The sequence below is a fragment of the Streptomyces sp. NPDC058632 genome (genome assembly GCF_042717095.1).
In the GTDB taxonomy this organism is placed as follows: Bacteria; Actinomycetota; Actinomycetes; order Streptomycetales; family Streptomycetaceae; genus Streptomyces.
On the sequence record NZ_JBHXQZ010000050.1, the window covers coordinates 39568 to 58906 of the forward strand.

16 protein-coding genes are annotated in these 19339 nt (G+C 72.8%); 10 read left to right on the top strand and 6 right to left on the bottom strand.

The genetic code is table 11. The features are described 5' to 3' along the window. Positions 1–42: 42 nt before the first annotated feature. The 7 genes from ACFWVE_RS20190 (at position 43) to ACFWVE_RS20220 (ending at position 7740) form a co-directional block, all read left to right on the top strand. A complete protein-coding gene (locus ACFWVE_RS20190; protein WP_384015780.1) occupies positions 43–1164 on the top strand; it encodes a trypsin-like peptidase domain-containing protein in 1122 nt (373 codons plus the stop codon). Between the two features lie 160 nt (positions 1165–1324). Next, the gene (locus ACFWVE_RS20195; protein ID WP_384015782.1) at positions 1325–2059 is read left to right on the top strand and encodes a response regulator transcription factor; all 735 of its coding nucleotides are present in this window, start codon (positions 1325–1327) and stop codon (positions 2057–2059) included. After that, a complete protein-coding gene (locus ACFWVE_RS20200) occupies positions 2056–3516 on the top strand; it encodes a sensor histidine kinase (RefSeq protein ID WP_384015784.1) in 1461 nt (486 codons plus the stop codon). The genes ACFWVE_RS20195 and ACFWVE_RS20200 overlap by 4 nt, the downstream gene beginning before the upstream one ends. A gap of 81 nt (positions 3517–3597) precedes the next feature. After that, positions 3598–5682, top strand: coding sequence for a pectinesterase family protein (locus ACFWVE_RS20205; protein ID WP_384015786.1), 2085 nt, complete (start codon positions 3598–3600; stop codon positions 5680–5682). Positions 5683–6016: 334 nt separating this feature from the next. Continuing rightward, positions 6017–6904 (top strand): GNAT family N-acetyltransferase, encoded by an 888-nt coding sequence (locus ACFWVE_RS20210; RefSeq protein ID WP_384015788.1) that lies wholly within the window; start codon positions 6017–6019, stop codon positions 6902–6904. A gap of 273 nt (positions 6905–7177) precedes the next feature. Beyond that, on the top strand, positions 7178–7504 hold the full coding sequence (locus tag ACFWVE_RS20215) for a hypothetical protein (protein ID WP_384015790.1): 327 nt from the start codon (positions 7178–7180) through the stop codon (positions 7502–7504). Next, positions 7501–7740 carry a hypothetical protein gene (locus ACFWVE_RS20220; RefSeq protein WP_384015792.1) on the top strand — a complete coding sequence of 80 codons (240 nt, stop codon included), beginning with the start codon at positions 7501–7503 and terminating at the stop codon, positions 7738–7740. The genes ACFWVE_RS20215 and ACFWVE_RS20220 overlap by 4 nt, the downstream gene beginning before the upstream one ends. Before the next feature lie 122 nt (positions 7741–7862). On the opposite strand, the gene ACFWVE_RS20225 is transcribed toward ACFWVE_RS20220, so the two are convergent. After that, the gene (locus ACFWVE_RS20225; RefSeq protein WP_384015794.1) at positions 7863–9716 is read right to left on the bottom strand and encodes a bifunctional metallophosphatase/5'-nucleotidase; all 1854 of its coding nucleotides are present in this window, start codon (positions 9714–9716) and stop codon (positions 7863–7865) included. 281 nt (positions 9717–9997) lie between these two features. Here ACFWVE_RS20225 and mshD point away from each other — a divergent pair, with 281 nt between their 5' ends. After that, positions 9998–10948, top strand: a complete 951-nt coding sequence (gene mshD, locus ACFWVE_RS20230; protein ID WP_384015796.1) for a mycothiol synthase — start codon at positions 9998–10000, stop codon at positions 10946–10948. 54 nt (positions 10949–11002) lie between these two features. Here mshD and ACFWVE_RS20235 read toward each other — a convergent pair whose 3' ends face one another. The 5 genes from ACFWVE_RS20235 to ACFWVE_RS20255 all read right to left on the bottom strand — a co-directional run bounded on the left by ACFWVE_RS20235 (position 11003) and on the right by ACFWVE_RS20255 (position 15782). Then, the gene (locus ACFWVE_RS20235; RefSeq protein ID WP_384015798.1) at positions 11003–11674 is read right to left on the bottom strand and encodes an ABC transporter; all 672 of its coding nucleotides are present in this window, start codon (positions 11672–11674) and stop codon (positions 11003–11005) included. Next, on the bottom strand, positions 11671–13245 hold the full coding sequence (locus ACFWVE_RS20240) for an ABC transporter permease (protein WP_384015800.1): 1575 nt from the start codon (positions 13243–13245) through the stop codon (positions 11671–11673). The genes ACFWVE_RS20235 and ACFWVE_RS20240 overlap by 4 nt, the downstream gene beginning before the upstream one ends. Next, positions 13242–14120: an ABC transporter ATP-binding protein gene (locus ACFWVE_RS20245; protein ID WP_384015802.1), complete on the bottom strand. Its 879-nt coding sequence runs from the start codon at positions 14118–14120 to the stop codon at positions 13242–13244. The genes ACFWVE_RS20240 and ACFWVE_RS20245 overlap by 4 nt, the downstream gene beginning before the upstream one ends. Before the next feature lie 142 nt (positions 14121–14262). Next, on the bottom strand, positions 14263–15216 hold the full coding sequence (locus ACFWVE_RS20250) for a zf-HC2 domain-containing protein (RefSeq protein ID WP_384015804.1): 954 nt from the start codon (positions 15214–15216) through the stop codon (positions 14263–14265). After that, a complete protein-coding gene (locus tag ACFWVE_RS20255; protein WP_384015806.1) occupies positions 15213–15782 on the bottom strand; it encodes an RNA polymerase sigma factor in 570 nt (189 codons plus the stop codon). The genes ACFWVE_RS20250 and ACFWVE_RS20255 overlap by 4 nt, the downstream gene beginning before the upstream one ends. A 754-nt stretch (positions 15783–16536) precedes the next feature. On the opposite strand from ACFWVE_RS20255, the gene ACFWVE_RS20260 reads away from it, so the two are divergent. Next, positions 16537–18912: an RNA degradosome polyphosphate kinase gene (locus tag ACFWVE_RS20260; protein WP_384015808.1), complete on the top strand. Its 2376-nt coding sequence runs from the start codon at positions 16537–16539 to the stop codon at positions 18910–18912. Beyond that, on the top strand, positions 18893–19339 hold a 447-nt coding region (locus ACFWVE_RS20265; RefSeq protein WP_384015810.1), incomplete at its 3' end, for a CHAD domain-containing protein. The genes ACFWVE_RS20260 and ACFWVE_RS20265, both read left to right, overlap by 20 nt.

Consider the following 19339-nt stretch of genomic DNA (forward strand, 5'->3'; position numbering starts at 1 on the left):
GCACTCAGGGTGCTCTCATCGTCGGGCGCCAGGCTCGTTGACATGACCGAGAGCCTTCGCCGCAGCAGCGACTACGAGAGCCCCCAGGCAGGCGGCCAGGAGCCCTGTTCCTCCCCCGTGAACCCGGAGTGGCCGGCCCCGCCGGCGTACGCACCGGACCGGCAGTCGACCCCGGCGGACCCGACCGGCCACGGGAGTCCCGCGTCCGCGACGGACCCGGTGACCGCGACGGACCCCGGGGGTTCGGTCCACGCGGCCGAGCCGGCCGCTCCCAGGCCCCGCCGGAAGCGGAACCGGGGCCCGGTCGCGCTGCTCGCCGCCGTGGCGATCGTCGCGGCGGCCGTGGGCGGCGGCACCGCCTACGGCATCCAGGAGCTGGCCGGCGGCGGCACCGTCGCGTCCGCCGGTTCGACCAGCACCAGCGTGGTGCCGGCCGGCCAGAAGGGCACGGTGTCCGGCGTCGCCGAGGCGGTCAGCCCGAGCATCGTCGAGATCAACGCCCAGTCCAACGCGGGGTCGTCCACCGGATCCGGCGTGATCATCACGGACGACGGCGAGATCATCACCAACAACCACGTCGTCAGCGGTGCCTCCTCGGTCGAGGTGCGGACCAGCGACGGCAAGACGTACACCGCGGACGTCGTCGGCACGGAGAGCTCGAAGGACCTGGCGCTGATCAAGCTGCGGGACGCCTCGGGCCTGACGACGGCCACCCTCGGCGACTCCGACAAGGTGCGGGTGGGCGACGAGGTCGTGGCGATCGGCTCCCCCGAGGGCCTGACCGGCACCGTCACCAGCGGCATCGTCTCGGCGCTCGACCGCGACGTGACCGTCTCCACGGACGAGAGCCAGGGGCAGCAACAGCAGCAGGGACAGCCCGGCGGCTGGCCGTTCGAGTTCGGCGGCCAGGAGTTCAACGGCGACACCGGCGGGTCCACGACGACGTACAAGGCGATCCAGACCGACGCCTCCCTGAACCCCGGGAACTCCGGCGGCGCGCTGATCGACATGAACGGCAACATCATCGGCATCAACTCCGCGATGTACTCGTCGAGCGGCAGCGACTCCTCGGCCGACGCCGGAAGCGTGGGCCTGGGCTTCGCCATCCCGGTCAACACGGTCAAGGCGGACCTGGCGGACCTGCGGTCCGGCGCCACGAACTGACGCGGACGCCGCCGTACCGTACGCGGCCGATCCCCGGGGGGCCGCGCCTCTCCGCGCCCCGGGCAGTCGTGCGAGCCTGGGATCCTGAGAGCCCGGGCCCTCCCCGGCCGCGCTCCCCTCCCAGTCCAGCAAACCGGCAGACCAGAGGAATCCCGACCCCATGAGCCCCGCAGAAGGCGACCGTGACCCCCAGCGCATCCTGATCGTCGACGACGAGCCGGCGGTGCGCGAAGCGCTCCAGCGCAGCCTCGCCTTCGAGGGGTACGGGACCGAGGTCGCCGTCGACGGCGCGGACGCCCTGGAGAAGGCGGCGGCGTACCGGCCCGACCTGGTCGTCCTCGACATCCAGATGCCCCGGATGGACGGCCTGACCGCCGCCCGCCGCATCCGCGCCACCGGCGACACCACGCCCATCCTGATGCTGACCGCCCGGGACACGGTCGGCGACCGGGTGACGGGGCTGGACGCCGGGGCGGACGACTACCTGGTCAAGCCGTTCGAGCTGGACGAGCTGTTCGCCCGGATCCGCGCGCTGCTGCGCCGCAGCTCGTACGCGGCCGCCGTGGCCGGTGCCGACGAGGAGAACGACGTCCTCACCTTCGCCGACCTGCGCATGGACCTGTCGACCCGCGAGGTGACGCGGGGTACGCGGCAGGTGGAGCTGACCCGTACGGAGTTCACGCTGCTGGAGATGTTCATGGCGCACCCGCGCCAGGTGCTCACGCGGGAGCAGATCCTGAAGGCGGTCTGGGGCTTCGACTTCGAGCCGTCGTCGAACTCCCTCGACGTCTACGTCATGTACCTGCGCCGCAAGACCGAGGCGGGCGGCGAGCCGCGTCTGGTGCACACGGTGAGGGGTGTCGGCTACGCCCTGCGGCAGGGCGGCGCGGAGTGAACGGGCCGGCCCGCAGGTTCCGTTCGCTCCCGATCCGGGCGCGGCTGTCGCTGCTGGTGGCGGCGGCGGTGGCGTTCGCGGTGGCGGCGGTGTCGGTGACGTGCTGGTTCATCGTGCAGGGGAAGCTGTACGCGGAGCTCGACGACGACCTGCAGGCGTCGGTCGTCGCGCTGGACGAGAACCAGCTGGACAGAATCGTCGACACCTGTGGCCGGACGCCATCGCGGACGGACGCCATCGGCCCGCAGAGCGGGAGTTACGGCCAGTTGGTGAGCACGGACGGCACCGTGTGTCTGCTGCCTTTCGCCTCGGCCGCGGTCGAGGTCACCGGCGGCGACAAGGACGTGGCGAAGAACCCGGACCCCGACTCCGCGCGGTTCCGCAACGGCGTCGACAGCGACGGCGACCAGGTACGCGTGCTGACCACCGCGGTCACCGTCAAGACACCCCTGGGCCGGGGCGTGGCCAATGACTACGCCTATGTCGCCGCCGTTCCTCTCGACAGCACCCGGTCGACGCTCAACGACCTCGCGCTGATCCTGCTCCTCGTCTCCGGCGTGGGCGTCCTGGGCGCGGCCGCCGCCGGTCTCGCGGTCGCCCGTGCCGGGCTGCGCCCCGTGGACGAACTCACCGAGGCCGTGGAGGAGGTGGCCCGCACCGAGGACCTGGGCATCCGCATCCCCGTGGCGGACGACGCCGAGGACGAGGTCGCCCGCCTCTCCCGCTCCTTCAACTCCATGACGTCCGCCCTCGCCAGCTCCCGCGACCTGCAACAGCAGCTCATCGCGGACGCCGGCCACGAGCTGCGCACCCCGCTCACCTCCCTGCGCACCAACATCGAACTCCTCACCCGCAGCGAGGAGACGGGCCGCCCGCTGCCCGCCGGGGACCGCAAGGCGCTGCTCGCCTCGGTCACAGCGCAGATGACCGAACTGGCCGCGCTCATCGGCGACCTGCAGGAACTGTCCCGCCCGGACACCGGGCAGCACGAGGGGCGTGCGCAGATCGTCGCCTGGCAGGACGTCGTGGAGTCGGCGCTGCGCCGCGCCCGGCTGCGCGGCCCGGAGCTGACCGTCACGGCGGACGTCCGGCCGTGGTACGTCCGCGCGGAGCCCTCCGCTCTGGAGCGGGCCGTGGTCAACATCCTCGACAACGCGGTGAAGTTCAGCCCTCGGGGCGGCACGGTCGAGGTCCGCCTCGCCGACGGCGTCCTCACCGTCCGCGACCACGGGCCGGGCATCCCCACCGACGAACTCCCCCACGTCTTCGACCGCTTCTGGCGCTCCCAGACCGCCCGCGCGCTCCCCGGTTCGGGCCTCGGCCTGTCCATAGTGGCCCGCACGGTCCAGCAGGCGGGCGGCGAGGTCTCCCTGTCCCGCGCCGAGGACGGTGCCGGAGGCACGACGGCCACGATCCGCCTCCCGGGGGCCCCGACCCCGCCGCCCGAGGTTCCGTAACCGGCGGGAGGGGGCGGCAACTTTCCGGTGCCCGGCGGCGACCGACCGGCGACTCATCCCCCACACGGAACGGATCGCCGTATGAGCGAGCACCCCCGCAGGGTCCGGCCCCGCCGCGCCGGAAGGCTCTTCTCGATCGCACTCCCGCTGGCCCTGACCACCGCCGCCGCCACCCTGGCCCACGGAGCCGTCCCGGGCACGGCCGCCCCGGCCGCCCCCGCTCCCGTGGCTCCCGTCGCCGCTGCCGCCGCTGCCCCCGCCTGGGCCACCGCCACCGCCGACGGCTTCGCCTCCGTCAACGCGCTGGGCCAGGACGGCACGTACGGCGGCCGGGACGGTGCGGTCGTCACCGTCCGCACCCAGGCCGAGCTGGAGCGGTACGCGACCGCGGCCGAACCGTACGTGATCGTCGTGGCCGGGACGATCACGACGAACCCGGTGGGCAAGGAGATCAAGGTCGCCTCCGACAAGACGATCGTGGGCTCGGGAACGTCCGGGCACATCGTCGGCGGCGGCTTCTTCCTCGGCCAGGGCGTGCACAACGTGATCATCCGCAACCTGACGATCCGGGACGCCTACCAGGGCGTCTGGAACGACAAGGACCACGACTTCGACGCCGTGCAGATGGACGGCGCGCACCACGTCTGGATCGACCACAACGACCTGCGGAACATGGCGGACGGCCTGATCGACGTGCGCAAGGACAGCACGTACGTGACGGTCTCCTGGAACGAGATGAGCCACAACAACAAGGCGTTCGGCATCGGCTGGACCGAGAACGTGCTGACGGACATCACGATCCACCACAACTGGATCCGTGAGACGGAGCAGCGCAACCCGTCCACGGACAACTGCGCGCACGCGCACCTCTACAACAACTTCCTGGAGGACGTCCCCGGTACGGACATCACCTCCTCCTACGGCAACTACTCGCGCGGCGGCACCCGCATGGTGCTGGAGAACAGCTACTTCCAGGGCTTCAGGAACCCGGTCGTCAAGGACGCGACGGCGACCGTGGTGCAGCGCGGAAACATCTTCTCGGGGACGTCGGGCCGCAACGAGAGCGGGGGCACGGCCTTCGACCCGAGGACGTACTACGCGTACACCCCGGACGCGGCGGCGGACGTCCCTTCCCTCCTCAAGTCGGGTACGGGCCCCCGAGGTTCCATCGGCACGACGGCCACCGCGGGAACCGTCCGGGCCGCCGCGACGACCCTCACGGTCGCCAAGGACGGCACCGGCCAGTACCCGACGGTCCAGGCCGCGGTGGACGCCGTCCCCGCGAACAACCCGTCCCGCGTGCTGATTTCCGTCAAGCCGGGCACGTACCGGGAGGTGGTCAAGGTCCCGTCGAACAAGCCCCACGTCACGGTGCGGGGCACCGGCGGCAGCCGCAAGGACACGGTGATCGTCTTCAACAACGCGGCGGGCACGCCGAAGCCGGACGGTTCGGGGACCTACGGCACCTCGGGCAGCGCGACGTTCACCGTGCAGGCCGACGACTTCCAGGCCCGCAACCTGACGATCGCCAACGACTTCGACGAACGGGCCAACCAGTCCCTCGCCGGCCACCAGGCCGTGGCCCTGCGCACCGCCGCCGACAAGGTCCTCCTGGACGGCGTCATCGTCGAGGGCGACCAGGACACCCTGCTGCTCGACACGGCCGCCAAGGACCGGCCGGGCCGGGTCAAGGTCACCGACTCCTACGTCGTCGGCAACGTCGACTTCATCTTCGGCCGGGCGACGGCGCTGATCGACCGTTCCGTCATCACGCTGAAGAAGCGGTGGGACGGCAGTTCCTCCGGCTACGTCACCGCTCCGAGCACGGCCGCCGGCCGCAACGGCTTCCTGATCGCCAACTCCACGATCGGCGGCGACGTCTCGGACCGCACCTTCCACCTGGGCCGCCCCTGGCACGCGGGCGGCGACGCCTCCCTCGACCCGCAGACCACGGTCCGCGGCACCTACCTCGGCGCCGCGGTCCGCACCGCGCCCTGGACCGACATGAGCGGCTTCTCCTGGAAGGACGACCGCTTCGCCGAGTACAGGAACACGGGGCCCGGCGCGGGGGCCGCCTCCACCGACCGCCCCCACCTGACCGACGCCCAGGCGACGGCCCAGGCCGTCAACACCTGGCTGGGCGACTGGACTCCTACGGCGTCCTGACCCCTGCCCCCGCCCCGCACACCCCCAACCACCCGGTCCCGGCCCTCAGCCAGGATGTGAGGGCCGGGCTGCCTGCGGCTTGCGAGGACCGGGCCGCCGGGGCGACCGGCCACCCCGTCCGAAGACGATCCGGGGCGGCCCCGTGACCGCTTACGAGTGATGGCTGATCGCCGTACGCCGTGCACCCCCGCGCCACGCCGCCAACGTCTTCCTCATCTACGTGGACCGGGGCCCGGGTCACGCGGACGGTCCCGAGGGCGCTCCGGGCCGATCGGCGTCCTCGACCGGCTCGACGCCTTCTTCCTGACGGCCGCGCCATCCGGGATCATGAAGTATGCGCCCGGACGACTGGCACCTCACCGAAGACGTCGAGGACTTCCTCGCCCGAGCCGGAGACTTCCTGCGCTCTCGGCCCGCCCTCCACAACACGCCGCTGACGGACATCGGGAAACTGCGTGCCCGCGGGGCGGACGCACACGGTGCCGAAGCCGCCGTCTTCGGCCGACTGGAGTCAGGAGGTGAGGTCCGCGCCGTCTTCTACCGCACTCCGCGCGGCCGTCTGGGCCTCACACCCCTCTCTGCCGAGCAGGCCGGCCGCCTCGCCGCTCATCTGGCCGAGCTCGGCCACTCCCCCTCCGACGTCATCGCAGACCACGACACCGCCACCGCTTTCGCCGAGGCATGGCAGCAGCACGCGGGCGCAGCGCCGGAACCCTTCTGGCGGACTCATCTTTACCGTCTCGGCACGCTCACCCCACCGCAGCCGCGCCCGGAAGGCCAGGGGCGCATCGCGGGCGGGAAGGACCATGAGCACGTCGTGCGCTGGTGCCGCGAGTTCTGCGTCGACGTCGGGGAGCAGCCTTCCATCGACCTGATCGACTCCGGCTCCTGGGCCGACTCGCGCTTCGGCGACAGACACTTCACGTTCTGGGAGAACCCGGACGGCACTCCCGTCTCCATGGCGGCCACGACCTCGATGGTCGGCGGCATGATCCGGGTGGACCCCGTCTACACCCCGGCCCACCTCCGGGGCCGCGGCTACGCGGGCGCCGTGACGGTCGAGGCGAGCCGTGCCGCGCTGGCCGCGGGCGCGACGGACGTCGTCCTGTTCACGAACCCGGCCAACCCCACCAGCAACGCCCTCTACCAGCGGATCGGATACGTCCACGTCGCCGACTTCGCCGGGTACAGGTTCTCCTACGACGCACCGGAAGCCGGTTGAGGACACGACGGGAACCGGAGCCGGTGTCGTGCTGAAGAGGGTGAACAGTTGGCGTGCGGATGCCAGTCAAGCGCTCATGCGAGCAGCGTCTGGACGGTAATGGCCGACATGCCCACGCCTACCCACTCCTGCTCCCCCGCCCCGCTCCTCCGCCATGGACGAGGCCCACGACGCCGCCCCCGGCACCAGCACCCGGCCGCCCGGCGCCCCTCGCGTTCTACCGTGGACCTCCGGCGCACAGGTCACACCCCGGCCGGAGAGAAGGAGCCGACCATGGCCCACGAGGTGGATCCGAACTCCTGCGAGAAGACACCCGAGGCGATCCGGGCCGCCCTGCAACGGCGCCGGGACTGGCTGCAGGCCTTCGAGCAGGAGTGGCTGAGCGCTGCCGCCGACTTCGACCGGCCGGCCCTCGACGCCGCCATCGACAGGTGGTTCCCGTTCGCCTGTGCCTGCGCCACACCCGGGTACCTCGACGACGTCGAGCACACCGCCAAACGCATGGCGGAGGAGGACACCGAGGGCCTCGTGTTCCGCGACGCGGACGGTCACGCCTACGACGCGGACGGCCGGTCCGTCGATGCGGGAGAGCTCCGGTGAGCGCCTACGCCGTCCGGTACGTGGACCGCGCGGCACAGCGGAAGGCCGCCTTACCGGCCTCCCGGCGGACGTCGCTCGAGAACCTCGAGAAGCTGCTCGCTCTCAACCCGTTCGGACCGCCGGCGGTCAGCAATCGGGACAACAGCTGGTCCGCGGGCTTCCAGGACGGCTTCGTCACCTACGTCGTGTCCAACCGCCACGTCGTCGTCAACGTCATCGACCTGGTCGCCGTCTGACCGCTCGGACAGGGCGTGGACAGGGAGAAGGGGCCCGGCGTCGGCAGGCCTTGCACGGCTGCCGGAGGCGCCGGGCCCCTCCTCGGAAAACGTCCGTCGACTACTGGACGATCACTGGACGATCACTGGACGATCGTGATGCGGTCCGCCGCCGGCGGTGCGATCGGGTTCGTCGCCGAGGAGTTGGCCGTCAGGTACTGCTCCAGGGCCGTCAGGTCGTCCTCGCCCACCAGGTCGCCCGTGCCCTCGCCGAGGGTGGTGAAGCCGTCGCCGCCGCCCGCGAGGAAGCTGTTCGCGGCCACGCGGTAGGTGGCGGCCTCGTCGATCGGCTCGCCGTTCAGCCTGATGGAGTCCGTCACCACCCGGTCCGCGCCGGACTTGGTCAGGTCCAGGGTGTAGGTCAGGCCGGCGGAGATCTGGAGGATCTTCACCGACGCCGCGTTCGCGCCGCTCACCTGCTCCTTGAGGACCTGGACCAGCTGCGCGCCGGTGAAGTCCTGGAGGTTGACCGTGTTGGCGAAGGGCTGGACGGTGAAGCCCTCGGCGTAGGTGACCACGCCGTCGCCCTCGGCGGCGCTCGCCGCGTGGGTGAGGGACGCGCGGATGCCGCCCGGGTTCATCAGGGCCAGGTCGGTCTCCGGGTCCAGCGTCCTGGCGTACGCCAGCTGGGCGTCGGCGATCAGGTCGCCGAGCGGGGACTCGGTGCCGTCCCTGACGATGTCACCGGAGATGTGGCCGATCGCGCGGTTGCCGATGGGGGCGGCGAGGGTGTTCCACTTGTCGATCAGCCGGGTCATGTCCGGCGCCTTCGGAACGTCCCGCGTCACCACGTGGTTCGCCGACTTCACGGCCGTACGGGCGATGTCACCCGTGCGGCGGTCGTACGTCAGCGTGGTGTCCGTGTAGAGGCGGCCGAAGGACGCGGCCGAGGTGACCATGCGGGGCTTGCCCGCCGGGTCCGGGACCGTGCAGACGTACGCCGCGTGGGTGTGGCCGGTGACCAGCGCGTCCACCTGGGGCGACACGTTCTCGGCGATGTCCGCGATCGGGCCGGAGATGCCGTCGCCCGCGCCCGGGGAGTCGCAGTCGTAGTTGTACGCGGACGAGGCCGGGAAGCCGCCCTCGTGGACCAGGGCAACGATCGACTTCACGCCCTGGCGCTGGAGCTCCTTGGCGTACTTGTCGATGGTGTCGACCTCGTCCTTGAAGGACAGGCCCTTGACGCCCTCGGCCGACACGATGTCCGGGGTGCCCTCCAGCGTCACGCCGATGAAGCCGACCTTGACGCCGTTCTGCTTCCACACCCAGTACGGCTTGAGGACGGGCCTGCCCGTCCTCTCGTCCAGGACGTTGGCCGCCAGGTAGGGGAAGTCGGCACCCTTGAACTTCTTGTCCGTGAAGCAGCCGTCGGTGGGGTGGCAGCCGCCGTTCTGCAGCCGGGCCAGTTCCTGGGCGCCCTCGTCGAACTCGTGGTTGCCGACGGACGTGACGTCGAGGTCGAGCTTGTTCAGCGCCTCGATGGTGGGTTCGTCGTGGAACAGGCCCGAAATCAGCGGGGACGCGCCGACCATGTCGCCGCCGGCCGCGGTGACGGAGTACCGGTTGCCCTCGCGGGCCTCGCGCAGGTGCGTGGCGAGGTACTCGACACCGCCCGCGTCGATGGTCTCCGTCGTGCCGTCCTCGTGGAGATGCGTGACCCGGCCCGAAGAGCCCGCCGGGGGTTCGAGGTTGCCGTGCAGGTCGTTGAAGGACAGCAGCTGCACGTCCTGGTAGCGGCCCTTGTCGTTCTTGTGGCCCTTGTGATGGCCGGGCGACATGCCGTCCTTGCCCCCGCCGGCACTCGCCGCACCGGCGGGCAGGGCGGCCGCGGTCAGCGCGCCCACCGTGAGCACACCCGCCGCGGTCGCGAGAAGACGGTTCGTACGGCGTCTGCGGCGCCGGGCCGACGAGGCCGAGGATGCGGGTGTGGCTGGCATGTGCCCCCCAGTGGGTGTGCGTGAGCGTTCGCGGGTGTGCGTGTACGTGGTTCGGGATGCGTCCGGGGTGGTCGGGGCCGGTCTGCGTGAATCCGGGCGGGACCCTCGCGAGGCGCGCCGACCGCCCCGCAGCCTAAAGTCAACGCGCGTAGCGCGACAGGGGTCTCGCGGTTACATCCTGGTTATGTTTCGCCCCGTCACCGGTTGCCGGGCCCGACCGGCTGTCGCGGCGTTCTCCGTGTCCCGTCCGTTTTCGGCGGGCTCGGCTTACCCTCGTACGCATGACCAGCGACAACATCGCACGCTCCGGCCGCACCCGCTCGCTTCGGACGTACTCCGTGCTCTCCCCGGAGCAGGTCGAGGCGGTCCTCGCCCTGCTGGACGAGGCCGCCGGGACCGACGGACAGCAGGCGGTGTCCGAGCAGGGGCGGTTGCAGTTGCGCGGCGGGGAGCGGGCGGGTGTCTCGCATCTGCTGCTCTCCCTCACGGGCGAAGGCGACGGGGCCGGCGACGGTGAACTCGTCGGCTACGCCCAACTGGAGGACACCGATCCGGTCGAGCCCCCGGCCGCCGAACTCGTCGTGCACCCGTCGCTCCGGGGGCAGGGACACGGGCGGACGCTCGGGTCCGCGCTGCTCGCCGCCTCCGGCAAGCGGCTGCGCGTCTGGGCGCACGGCGGCCACTCCGCCGCCCGGCACCTCGCCCAGGTCCTCGGACTCACCCTGTTCCGCGAACTGCGTCAGATGCGGCGGCCGTTGGCCGACCTGAACCTGCCCGACCCGGTGCTCCCCGAGGGCGTGACCGTGCGCACCTTCGTCCCCGGTCAGGACGACGCCGCGTGGCTCGCGCTGAACGCCGCCGCGTTCGCCCACCACCCCGAACAGGGCTCCCTCACCCAGCGCGACCTCGACGACCGCAAGGCCGAGCCGTGGTTCGACCCCGAGGGCTTCTTCCTCGCCGAGCGGGACGGCCGCCTCGTCGGCTTCCACTGGACCAAGGCGCACCGGGCGGAGGGCCTCGGCGAGGTGTACGTCCTCGGGGTGAGCCCGCAGGCCCAGGGCGGCGGGCTCGGCACGTCCCTCACGACGATCGGGCTGCGGCACCTCGCGGAGCTGGGGCTGCCCACCGCGATGCTGTACGTCGACGCCGACAACAAGGCGGCGGTGGCCGTCTACGAGCGGCTGGGCTTCCTCACCCACGAGACGGACCTCATGTACCGCGCCGAGACCTGAGGGCCGGGGGCCGGTAAGAGCGGTGAGGGCCTTGAGGGGCCGGAGGCCCGCGGCTCAGGACCTCAGCGACCGCAGGGCCGCTCGCCCCCGCCCTCTCCGTACCGGTTCCGCCCCGCACACCGCCCACACCGCCAGGGCCGCGCACAGCAGCACCGTCCAGCGGTCGTGGGCGGCCGCCCACCTCTCGTCGTCCGGTGCCACGAACAGCGCCCAGCGTTCCGGCCACAGCAGGGACGCCGGCACCGCCGAAGCGGACAAGGCACCCGCGACGGCCTGCCCCGGCCGCGTGCTGTCCGACCGGCGGACGGCGAACGCCGCTCCCGCCAGGGCGAGGGCGAGGGTCGCCGCCGCTTCGAGGGTGACGCCGGCGACCGGGGGACGTATGCCCGCCGGGACCAGCAGCAGCGCGGCCGTCCACCACGAGGCCGCGACCGGGACGACGAGGGCGAGCCGCAGGGTGTGCCTCACGGCACGCCGGGCCGGTACGGCGGCGGTGGTGTGCCGGGCCGGGTCGTCCAGCAGGAAGGCCGCGCCGAGCGCGAAGGCGAGGGCGGACACCCGCAGCATGTTCAGCGCCAGCCGATCGGTCGCGTCCTCCCCCACCAGCCGGGGCGCGGTGGCGAACAGCAGCCCGAGTCCGCCCGCCGCTCCGAGCGCCCGCCACGGCACCGTCCGCGCGACCGGCCGCACCAGCGCGCGCCACAGGCCCGGGCTGCCTTTGCTCACTCCAGGCACTCGTCCGCCTCCTCCGGCGCGTCCAGACCCAGCAGTTCGGCGGTGCGGTCCGTCGTCACCTCCGGGGACGTCAGCCCGGCCCAGTTCGCCCGGACCTTCGCGCCGGCCTCCTCCCGCGGCAGGTCCAGCAGTTCGCGGACGAGTTCGGTGTGCGCGGCGGTCATGTACAGCGGCTCCGTCTCCGAGACGACGACCGCCGAACCGGACGTACTGTCGTCGAGGCGGATGCCGCTCAGGTCGGACAGCGGGTCGGGCCGGCCGGCCAGCGCCAGCCACATCACGGTGACGAGCCGGCCGTCACACATCGCGCCCACCCTCGCCTCCCTGCCGGTGACCAGCACACCGGCCACGGCGACGGCGAACTCCGGGACGCGGTTGCCGCCCCACCTCGTACCGACGCTCACCTCGTCCGGGCCGGCCAGCGGGGTCATCGCCGCGTCGCCGCTCAGTCCGTAGCGCGCCTCGACCCGCTGCCGTACGACGAGCGACCGGTCCCGCACGGCGTCACCCGCGAGGGAGCGCACCCGGTCCACGACCTCGGCCCAGTCACCGGTGCGCGGGGTCCACTCCGGGAAGGCGCAGTACGACGTGCCGTCCCGTTCGACGCACTTCTGCAGCTCCTGCGGGACGGTCGAGTACCGCGTACGGGCCTTCTCCGTCTGTGCCGACACCCCTCCCGTCTGCATCACCGCACCCAGCAGCGTCAGCGCCACCGCACCGGCGAGTCCGGCGTGAACACTCCGGTTGCCGAGGAACCGGCCTCGCACGCCCCGTCCGCCGGCGGGCCCGAAGCCCTCACCGGAGACCAGCACCGCCACCAGCGCCGCGCTCAGCGCGAGCCCGGCGAGGTAGAGGGCGTGCCAGGCGGCCGGGCGGCCGAGCAGCTCGGACGGCAGGCTCCTGGAACCGTACTCGCCGACCACCGGCATCAGCCACCGGGTCGCGTCGCCCTCCCGCGGCGCCGTGCTGAACATGGCGAGGAAGACCAGGACGACGAGCAGCAGCGGCGCCGCGAAGGCGGAGGCGAACAGCCGGGCGAGCAGCACCCCGAACGCCCCGAGCAGCAGCACGGACAGCGGCCCGACGAGCAGTTCGCCCGGCGAACCGTTGCCGATCGCCCCGGGCTTGAGCGCCTCCCATCCGAACTGCCCGCCCACGCACACCGCGACGAGCAGCACCGCCGGCAGAAGGGACAGCAGGTGTGCGACGGTACGGCGCCACGGCGGCAGCACCAGCACGGCGAAGTGCCGCTCGGTGTCGTACCGCCGCGAACGCAGCACGGCCTGGTTGGCACAGAGCAGCACCGCGAGTCCCACGAGCAGGGGCGCGGTCTGGGTGGCGCGGTCGGCGTCCTGGAGGGCGGGGAAGCCCTCGAAGGAGGTGCGGGTCCGCCACACCGTCCAGCCGGTGTACACGGCGAAGGCGACGAGCACCGGCAGCCGGGTCAGCAGTCCGCGCGCCTCGAAGCGGGCCAGGGCGAACACGGCCGCCCAGGACGTGCCCGGACCGTCCGGCGCGGTCGCCGCGGGCGGGGTCACGGCCGCGGTGGTCGTCGTGGTCATGCCGCCGCCTCCGCACCGGTGCCACCGACGCCACCGACGCCGTCGAGGGTGAGCAGGTAGCCGTCCTCCAGGGTGGGTTCGAGGAGATCGACGCCGTCGGGCGGATCGCCCACGTTGCGGAAGGTGCCCAGGCCGGTGCGCCACCCCGCCCGCGCGCCGGGGGCGCGTTCGGCGCTGCTCCACACCCGTCCGTCGGCCCGTGCGGTCAGTTCGGCGGGGGTGCCGTCGAAGCGGACGCCGCCGGCGGCCAGGACCACCACCCGGTTGCAGAGCATCGCCACGTCCTCGGTCTGGTGGGTGGACAGGAGAACGGTCCGCCCCTCACCGGCCCGCGCGATCGACTCGCGGAACCGCATGCGCTGTTCGGGGTCCAGTCCGACGGTCGGCTCGTCGAGGACGAGGAAGGCGGGGTCGCCCACCAGGGCCGCGGCGAGGGCGGTCCGCTGGCGCATCCCGCCGGACAGCTTCCGCAGCCGCTTGCCGCGCACGTCGGTGAGCCCGACCTCGTCCAGGAGGCGCCGCACCTCGCGGTGCCGGGCGGTGCGGTCGGTCAGCTCCTTGAGGATCGCCACGTAGTCGACGAACTCGAAGGCGGTGAAGTCGGGATGGAAACCGGGTGCCTGCGGCAGATAGCCGAGGCGGCGCCGGACCTCCTGACGGCCGCGCGAGGTGCCGGGGTCGTGGCCGAGCACCGTGAACGCGCCCCGGTCGGCCGGTACGGCGGTGGCGAGCACCCTCAACAGGGTGGTCTTGCCCGCACCGTTGGGCCCGAGCAGCCCGGTGACACCGGTGGACAGCCGCAGCGACACGCCGTCGAGGGCCCGGGTGCCGCCGAAGCGGAGACTCAGCCCGGAGGCGGAGACGGTCGGGATCATGCAGAACTCCCGTACAGGTCGTGGAGGAAGTGGAAGAAGTGGAGAAGGAGAGGAAACGGACAGGACGAGACGTCACAGACGGCGAAGGCGAACGGAGAACGACGAACGGCGAACGGCGAACGGCGAACGGCGAAGGCGGCCTTCAGGCCGTGCCGGCGCCGCCCGTGCCACCCGCCCGGCTGAGGTCGAAACGGTCGCGGAACAGGAAGAGCAGCCCGGCGGCGAGGACGGCGACCAGCGCCGACACCCCCTGCCCGGCCGCGGTGAACGGGGCGAGCGGGTCGGTCACGGCCCCCCGGCCCGCCCGCGCGACGAGCAGCAGCGCGACCCAGCCGCCGCCGACGAGGGACGGTGCCAGCACCGGCCCCAGGCGGGCCGTCAGCGCGAGGCCGGTCGCGGTGAGCGCGAGGGCGGGCAGCAGCCACGCCAGCGCGGCCGCGCCGTACCCGGGCAGGGCGAGCGTCGCCAGGCCGTTGAGACCGAGCACGGCGCCGAGCACCGCCACCGTGCGGATCATCAGCAGCCGGAACCCGTGGGTCGGGGAGACCACCGCCATCTCGTACGTCGGGTCCAGCACGGGCCCGTACGACAGCGCGACCCCGACGAGCGGCAGCAGCGGGGCGAGGGCGAGGAAGAGGGTGGGCGAACCGGCGACCACGCCGGAATGCCCCGCGGCCACGGTCAGCAGCAGCACGGCGACGACCGCGCCCAGCCAGGACCGGCGCAGTACCGGCGTGGCCGCGAGGAGGCGCACGGTGTGGTCGGCGATGCCGAGGCGCAGCAGCAGGGACTCCAGGAACCCCGGCCGGGGCGCGTCCAGCTCGGCGTCGAGCCGTTCCCAGCCCGCGTCGAGCACGACGGGGTCCCCGGCCCCGACGAGGACGCCCCGGCAGTGCGCGCAGGTGGTGAGGTGGGTGTCGGCGGACCACAGCATGGGCGCCGCCAGCTCACCGCGCGCGTACGCCCGCAGATCCTCCGCCGGCACATGCCACCGCGGGCCGCCCCCGGCCGCGCCACCATGCGCCCCTTCCGCCGCGCCAGCGGCGGCGCCGCCCGCCACTCCTGCGGCCACGCCGTCCGTCGAGTCGTCCGTCATGCCAGTGCCTCCCGCAGTTGCTTGCGGGCCCGCATCGCCCGCGTCTTGACCGTCCCCGCCGGTATGCCGAGCAGTACGGCCGCCTCGCGGGTGGTCAGCCCGTCGACGACGGTGGCCTGGAGCACCGCGCGCAGCTCCGGCGACAGCCGGACCAGCGCGCCGGCCAGGTCCCCGTGCTCCACCCCCGCGAGCACGCGTTCCTCCGCCGAGATCTCGTCCCGGTGCCGCAGCCGGGCCAGTGTCTGCCGCAGCCGGCCGCGCGCCCCGGCACCGCGCAGCGCGTCGATCAGCCGGCGCGAGGCGATCCGCCACAGCCACCCGGCGGCGTCCCCACGAGCCCCGCCGACCGCGCCCGCCGCGTCCTCCCGGTACCGGGCCGTCCCCCGCCACACCGCGAGGAACGTCTCCTGGACGACGTCGTCGACGATCCCGGCGTCGGCGCACCGGCTGCGCATCCGGGCGGTCAGCCACGGGGCGTAGCGCCGGTACAGCTCCTCGAAGGCGCGCCGGTCGGCGTCCTCGGCAACGGCACGCAGCAGCTCACCGTCGCTTCTCGTTTCGCTCACGCCCCCTCATCGGACGAGCCCCGCGGATCGGTTCACACGGTCCCGGCCGGACCTCGAGCCCGCCGCCGGCCCCTCTCCCCCACCTCCCCGGCCGCCATGCCGGGTCGGCCCTCCGCGGGCCCCCACCGCGCCCGCCGCGCTCGACGCCCCGAAGTGCCCGCGCGGCCCGGTCGTCCACGACTGCCGGGGGCTCGTCCCCGGTCCCCCGACTCCGTCCCGCCGTCTCCGGCCCTCCGCCTCCGTCCCGCCGTCTCCGGGAAAGCGACGCCGAGCGGAGGCCCTGTGCCGCAGAGCCCCCAGGAGACCACGGGCGCGGATTCCCGGACGGCTCCCACCCGCTCGCCCAAGCCCCGCCCAGCCCTCCGCACCCTCCGAAGCCCTCCGCGCACCTCTGCCGCACCACCACCCAGACCCCCACCACCCCTGCCCTCGCCCAGGCACCAGCCCGAGCCCTTCGCCCCCGAGCTCTCCCCCCACCCCGCCCCAAGCCCTCGCACACCCTCGCCGCGCAAGCGCCCGGGCCCTCACGCACACCCCGCCGCACCCCCCACCACCCCTTCCCTCCACCCAGCGCATACGGTCGCCCCAAGGGCATCCGGCCGGTGCGGCACCCCCACCGGCGTGCAGGCGCCCGGCCCGCACGCCGGGGAGCGGCCTCCGCGCGCCCGCCCCGCCCCCCGCGGGCCGCCCCCCGCTATCCCGCACGTCATGTCTCCGTAACCAGTGATTCAGACAGTCTTGCGACGCTCGGCGAATGAATCCCGCCGCGCCAGAGCCGCCGCCGCCCCACAGGGGGAACGGGGACGCCCCAGGGGCACGATCCCTGCCGCCCGCGCACTCCGACGCGCTTGTGAGGCTCATGGCGCGGAACAATGGATCCATGAGCCAGTCGAATGCCAAAAGCGGCGCCGAAGCCCCGGGTCAGGTACAACACGCGCAGCCCTCCGTGGGCTCGATCGCCGCACACCGGCCGCACACCGTGGCCGGGACGGTCTCCGACCTGGAACCCGACCTCGATTCGGATCTCGACGCGTACGAGGAGGCGGAGACGGGCGGCGAGCCGCTGCCCCAGGGCAGGTTCCTCGACCGGGAGCGCAGCTGGCTCGCCTTCAACGAACGGGTTCTGGAGCTTGCCGAGGACCCGAACACGCCCCTCCTCGAGCGGGCCAACTTCCTCGCGATCTTCGCCAGCAACCTGGACGAGTTCTTCATGGTCCGGGTGGCCGGCCTGAAGCGCCGTATCGCCACCGGTGTCGCCACCCGCTCCGCCTCCGGCCTCCAGCCCCGTGAGGTGCTGGAGATGATCTGGGCCCGTTCGCGCGAGCTGATGGCACGGCACGCCGCCTGCTTCCACGAGGACGTCCTCCCCGGGCTGGCGGACGCGGGCATCCACCTGGTCCGCTGGAGCGAGCTGACGGAGAAGGAGCAGGCCCGCCTGTTCACCCTCTTCCGCCACCAGATCTTCCCCGTGCTGACCCCCCTGGCGGTCGACCCGGCGCACCCCTTCCCGTACATATCGGGCCTGTCGCTGAACCTGGCCGTGATCGTGCGCAACCCGGTCACGGGTCACCGGCACTTCGCCCGGGTGAAGGTGCCGCCGCTGCTCTCCCGCTTCCTGGAGAGCTCCCCGGGCCGTTACGTCCCCGTCGAGGACGTCATCGCCGCCCACCTGGAGGAGCTGTTCCCGGGCATGGAGGTGCTCCAGCACCACGCCTTCCGGCTCACCCGCAACGAGGACCTGGAGGTCGAGGAGGACGACACCGAGAACCTGCTCCAGGCCCTGGAGAAGGAGCTCATGCGGCGCCGCTTCGGGCCGCCGGTGCGTCTCGAGGTCGAGGAGAACATCGACCGCGACGTCCTGGACCTCCTGGTGCGCGAGCTGAAGATCAGCGAGGCCGAGGTGTACCCGCTGCCGGGGCCGCTCGACCTCACCGGTCTGTTCCGGATCCACGGAATCGACCGGCCGGAGCTGAAGTACCGGTCGTTCATCGCCGGCACGCACCGCGATCTCGCCGAGGTCGAGTCGGCGTCCGCGGCGGACGTCTTCGCCGCGCTGCGCAGCCGGGACGTCCTGCTGCACCACCCGTACGACTCGTTCTCCACGTCCGTGCAGGCCTTCCTGGAACAGGCGGCGGCCGATCCGGACGTCCTCGCGATCAAGCAGACCCTGTACCGGACGTCCGGCGACTCCCCGATCGTCGACGCGCTCATCGACGCGGCCGAGTCCGGCAAGCAGGTCCTCGTCCTGGTCGAGATCAAGGCCCGCTTCGACGAGTCCGCCAACATCAAGTGGGCGCGCAAGCTGGAGGAGTCCGGCTGCCACGTCGTGTACGGCCTGGTCGGCCTGAAGACCCACTGCAAGCTGTCCCTGGTCGTCCGCCAGGAGGGCGAGACGCTCCGGCGCTACAGCCACGTCGGCACGGGCAACTACCACCCGAAGACGGCCCGGCTGTACGAGGACCTCGGCCTGCTCACCGCCGACCCGCAGGTCGGCGCGGACCTCTCGGACCTGTTCAACCGCCTCTCCGGCTACTCGCGCCGCGAGACGTACCGGCGGCTGCTGGTCGCCCCCAAGTCCCTGCGCGACGGGCTGGTCTCCCGGATCAACAAGGAGGCCCAGCACCACCGCGCCGGGCGTCCCGCGTACGTCCGCATCAAGGTCAACTCGATGGTGGACGAGGCGATCATCGACGCCCTGTACCGGGCCTCGCAGGCGGGCGTTCCGGTGGACGTGTGGGTGCGCGGCATCTGCGCGATCCGGCCGGGCGTCGAGGGGCTGTCGGAGAACATCCGGGTCCGTTCCGTGCTCGGCCGCTTCCTCGAACACTCCCGCATCTTCTCCTTCGGCAACGGAGGCGAGCCCGAGGTGTGGTTCGGCAGCGCGGACATGATGCACCGCAATCTGGACCGCCGTATCGAGGCGCTGGTCAGGGTCACCGACCCCGCCCACCGGGCGTCCTTGAACCGGCTGCTGGAGTCCGGTATGTCCGACAGGACCACGTCCTGGCACCTCGGCCCGGACGGCGAGTGGACCCGGCACGCGACGGACGCGGACGGCCAGCCCCTGCGACATGTCCAGGAGATGCTCATAGACGCCCGGAGGCGCCGGCGTGGCACAGCAACACCTTGACCCGACGGACCCGGGGACCGGTTCGAAAACCGGCCCGAAGACCGGCCTGACCACCGGGCCGACCACCGGCCCGACGACCGGTCCGGTGTCCGTGGAGGCCCTGGCGGGCTATCTACGGGCCCAGGCCACCGAGTTCCTCCGCGCGCTGCGCCTCCACCGGGAGGCGGGGGCGGGCGCGGCCTCGGAGGGTTCCGTCGAAGCGGCGCTCGCGCTGCGCCGGTCGGCCCGCCGGATCAGCGGCAGCCTGCACACCTTCCAGGCGGTCCTGGACCCCGGCTGGTCCGAGGCGATGCGCCCGGAGCTGGCCTGGGTCTCCGGCACCCTGGCCCTGGAACACGCCTGCTCGGCGCGCCTGGAGCGGCTGCTCCAGGCGCTGTACCGGCTGTCCGGCACGGCGGCGCTCCCGGCCCAGGGAACGGCCGGGGCC

Excerpts from the sequence above, each read along its gene's own strand:
- ACFWVE_RS20190 (WP_384015780.1), top strand. The coding sequence starts at position 43 with ATGACCGAGAGCCTTCGCCGCAGCAGCGACTACGAGAGCCCCCAGGCA.
- ACFWVE_RS20195 (WP_384015782.1), top strand. The coding sequence starts at position 1,325 with ATGAGCCCCGCAGAAGGCGACCGTGACCCCCAGCGCATCCTGATCGTC.
- ACFWVE_RS20205 (WP_384015786.1), top strand. The coding sequence starts at position 3,598 with ATGAGCGAGCACCCCCGCAGGGTCCGGCCCCGCCGCGCCGGAAGGCTC.
- ACFWVE_RS20210 (WP_384015788.1), top strand. The coding sequence starts at position 6,017 with ATGCGCCCGGACGACTGGCACCTCACCGAAGACGTCGAGGACTTCCTC.
- ACFWVE_RS20215 (WP_384015790.1), top strand. The coding sequence starts at position 7,178 with ATGGCCCACGAGGTGGATCCGAACTCCTGCGAGAAGACACCCGAGGCG.
- ACFWVE_RS20225 (WP_384015794.1), bottom strand. The coding sequence starts at position 9,716 with ATGCCAGCCACACCCGCATCCTCGGCCTCGTCGGCCCGGCGCCGCAGA.
- mshD (WP_384015796.1), top strand. The coding sequence starts at position 9,998 with ATGACCAGCGACAACATCGCACGCTCCGGCCGCACCCGCTCGCTTCGG.
- ACFWVE_RS20240 (WP_384015800.1), bottom strand. The coding sequence starts at position 13,245 with ATGACCACGACGACCACCGCGGCCGTGACCCCGCCCGCGGCGACCGCG.
- ACFWVE_RS20245 (WP_384015802.1), bottom strand. The coding sequence starts at position 14,120 with ATGATCCCGACCGTCTCCGCCTCCGGGCTGAGTCTCCGCTTCGGCGGC.
- ACFWVE_RS20250 (WP_384015804.1), bottom strand. The coding sequence starts at position 15,216 with ATGACGGACGACTCGACGGACGGCGTGGCCGCAGGAGTGGCGGGCGGC.
- ACFWVE_RS20260 (WP_384015808.1), top strand. The coding sequence starts at position 16,537 with ATGAATCCCGCCGCGCCAGAGCCGCCGCCGCCCCACAGGGGGAACGGG.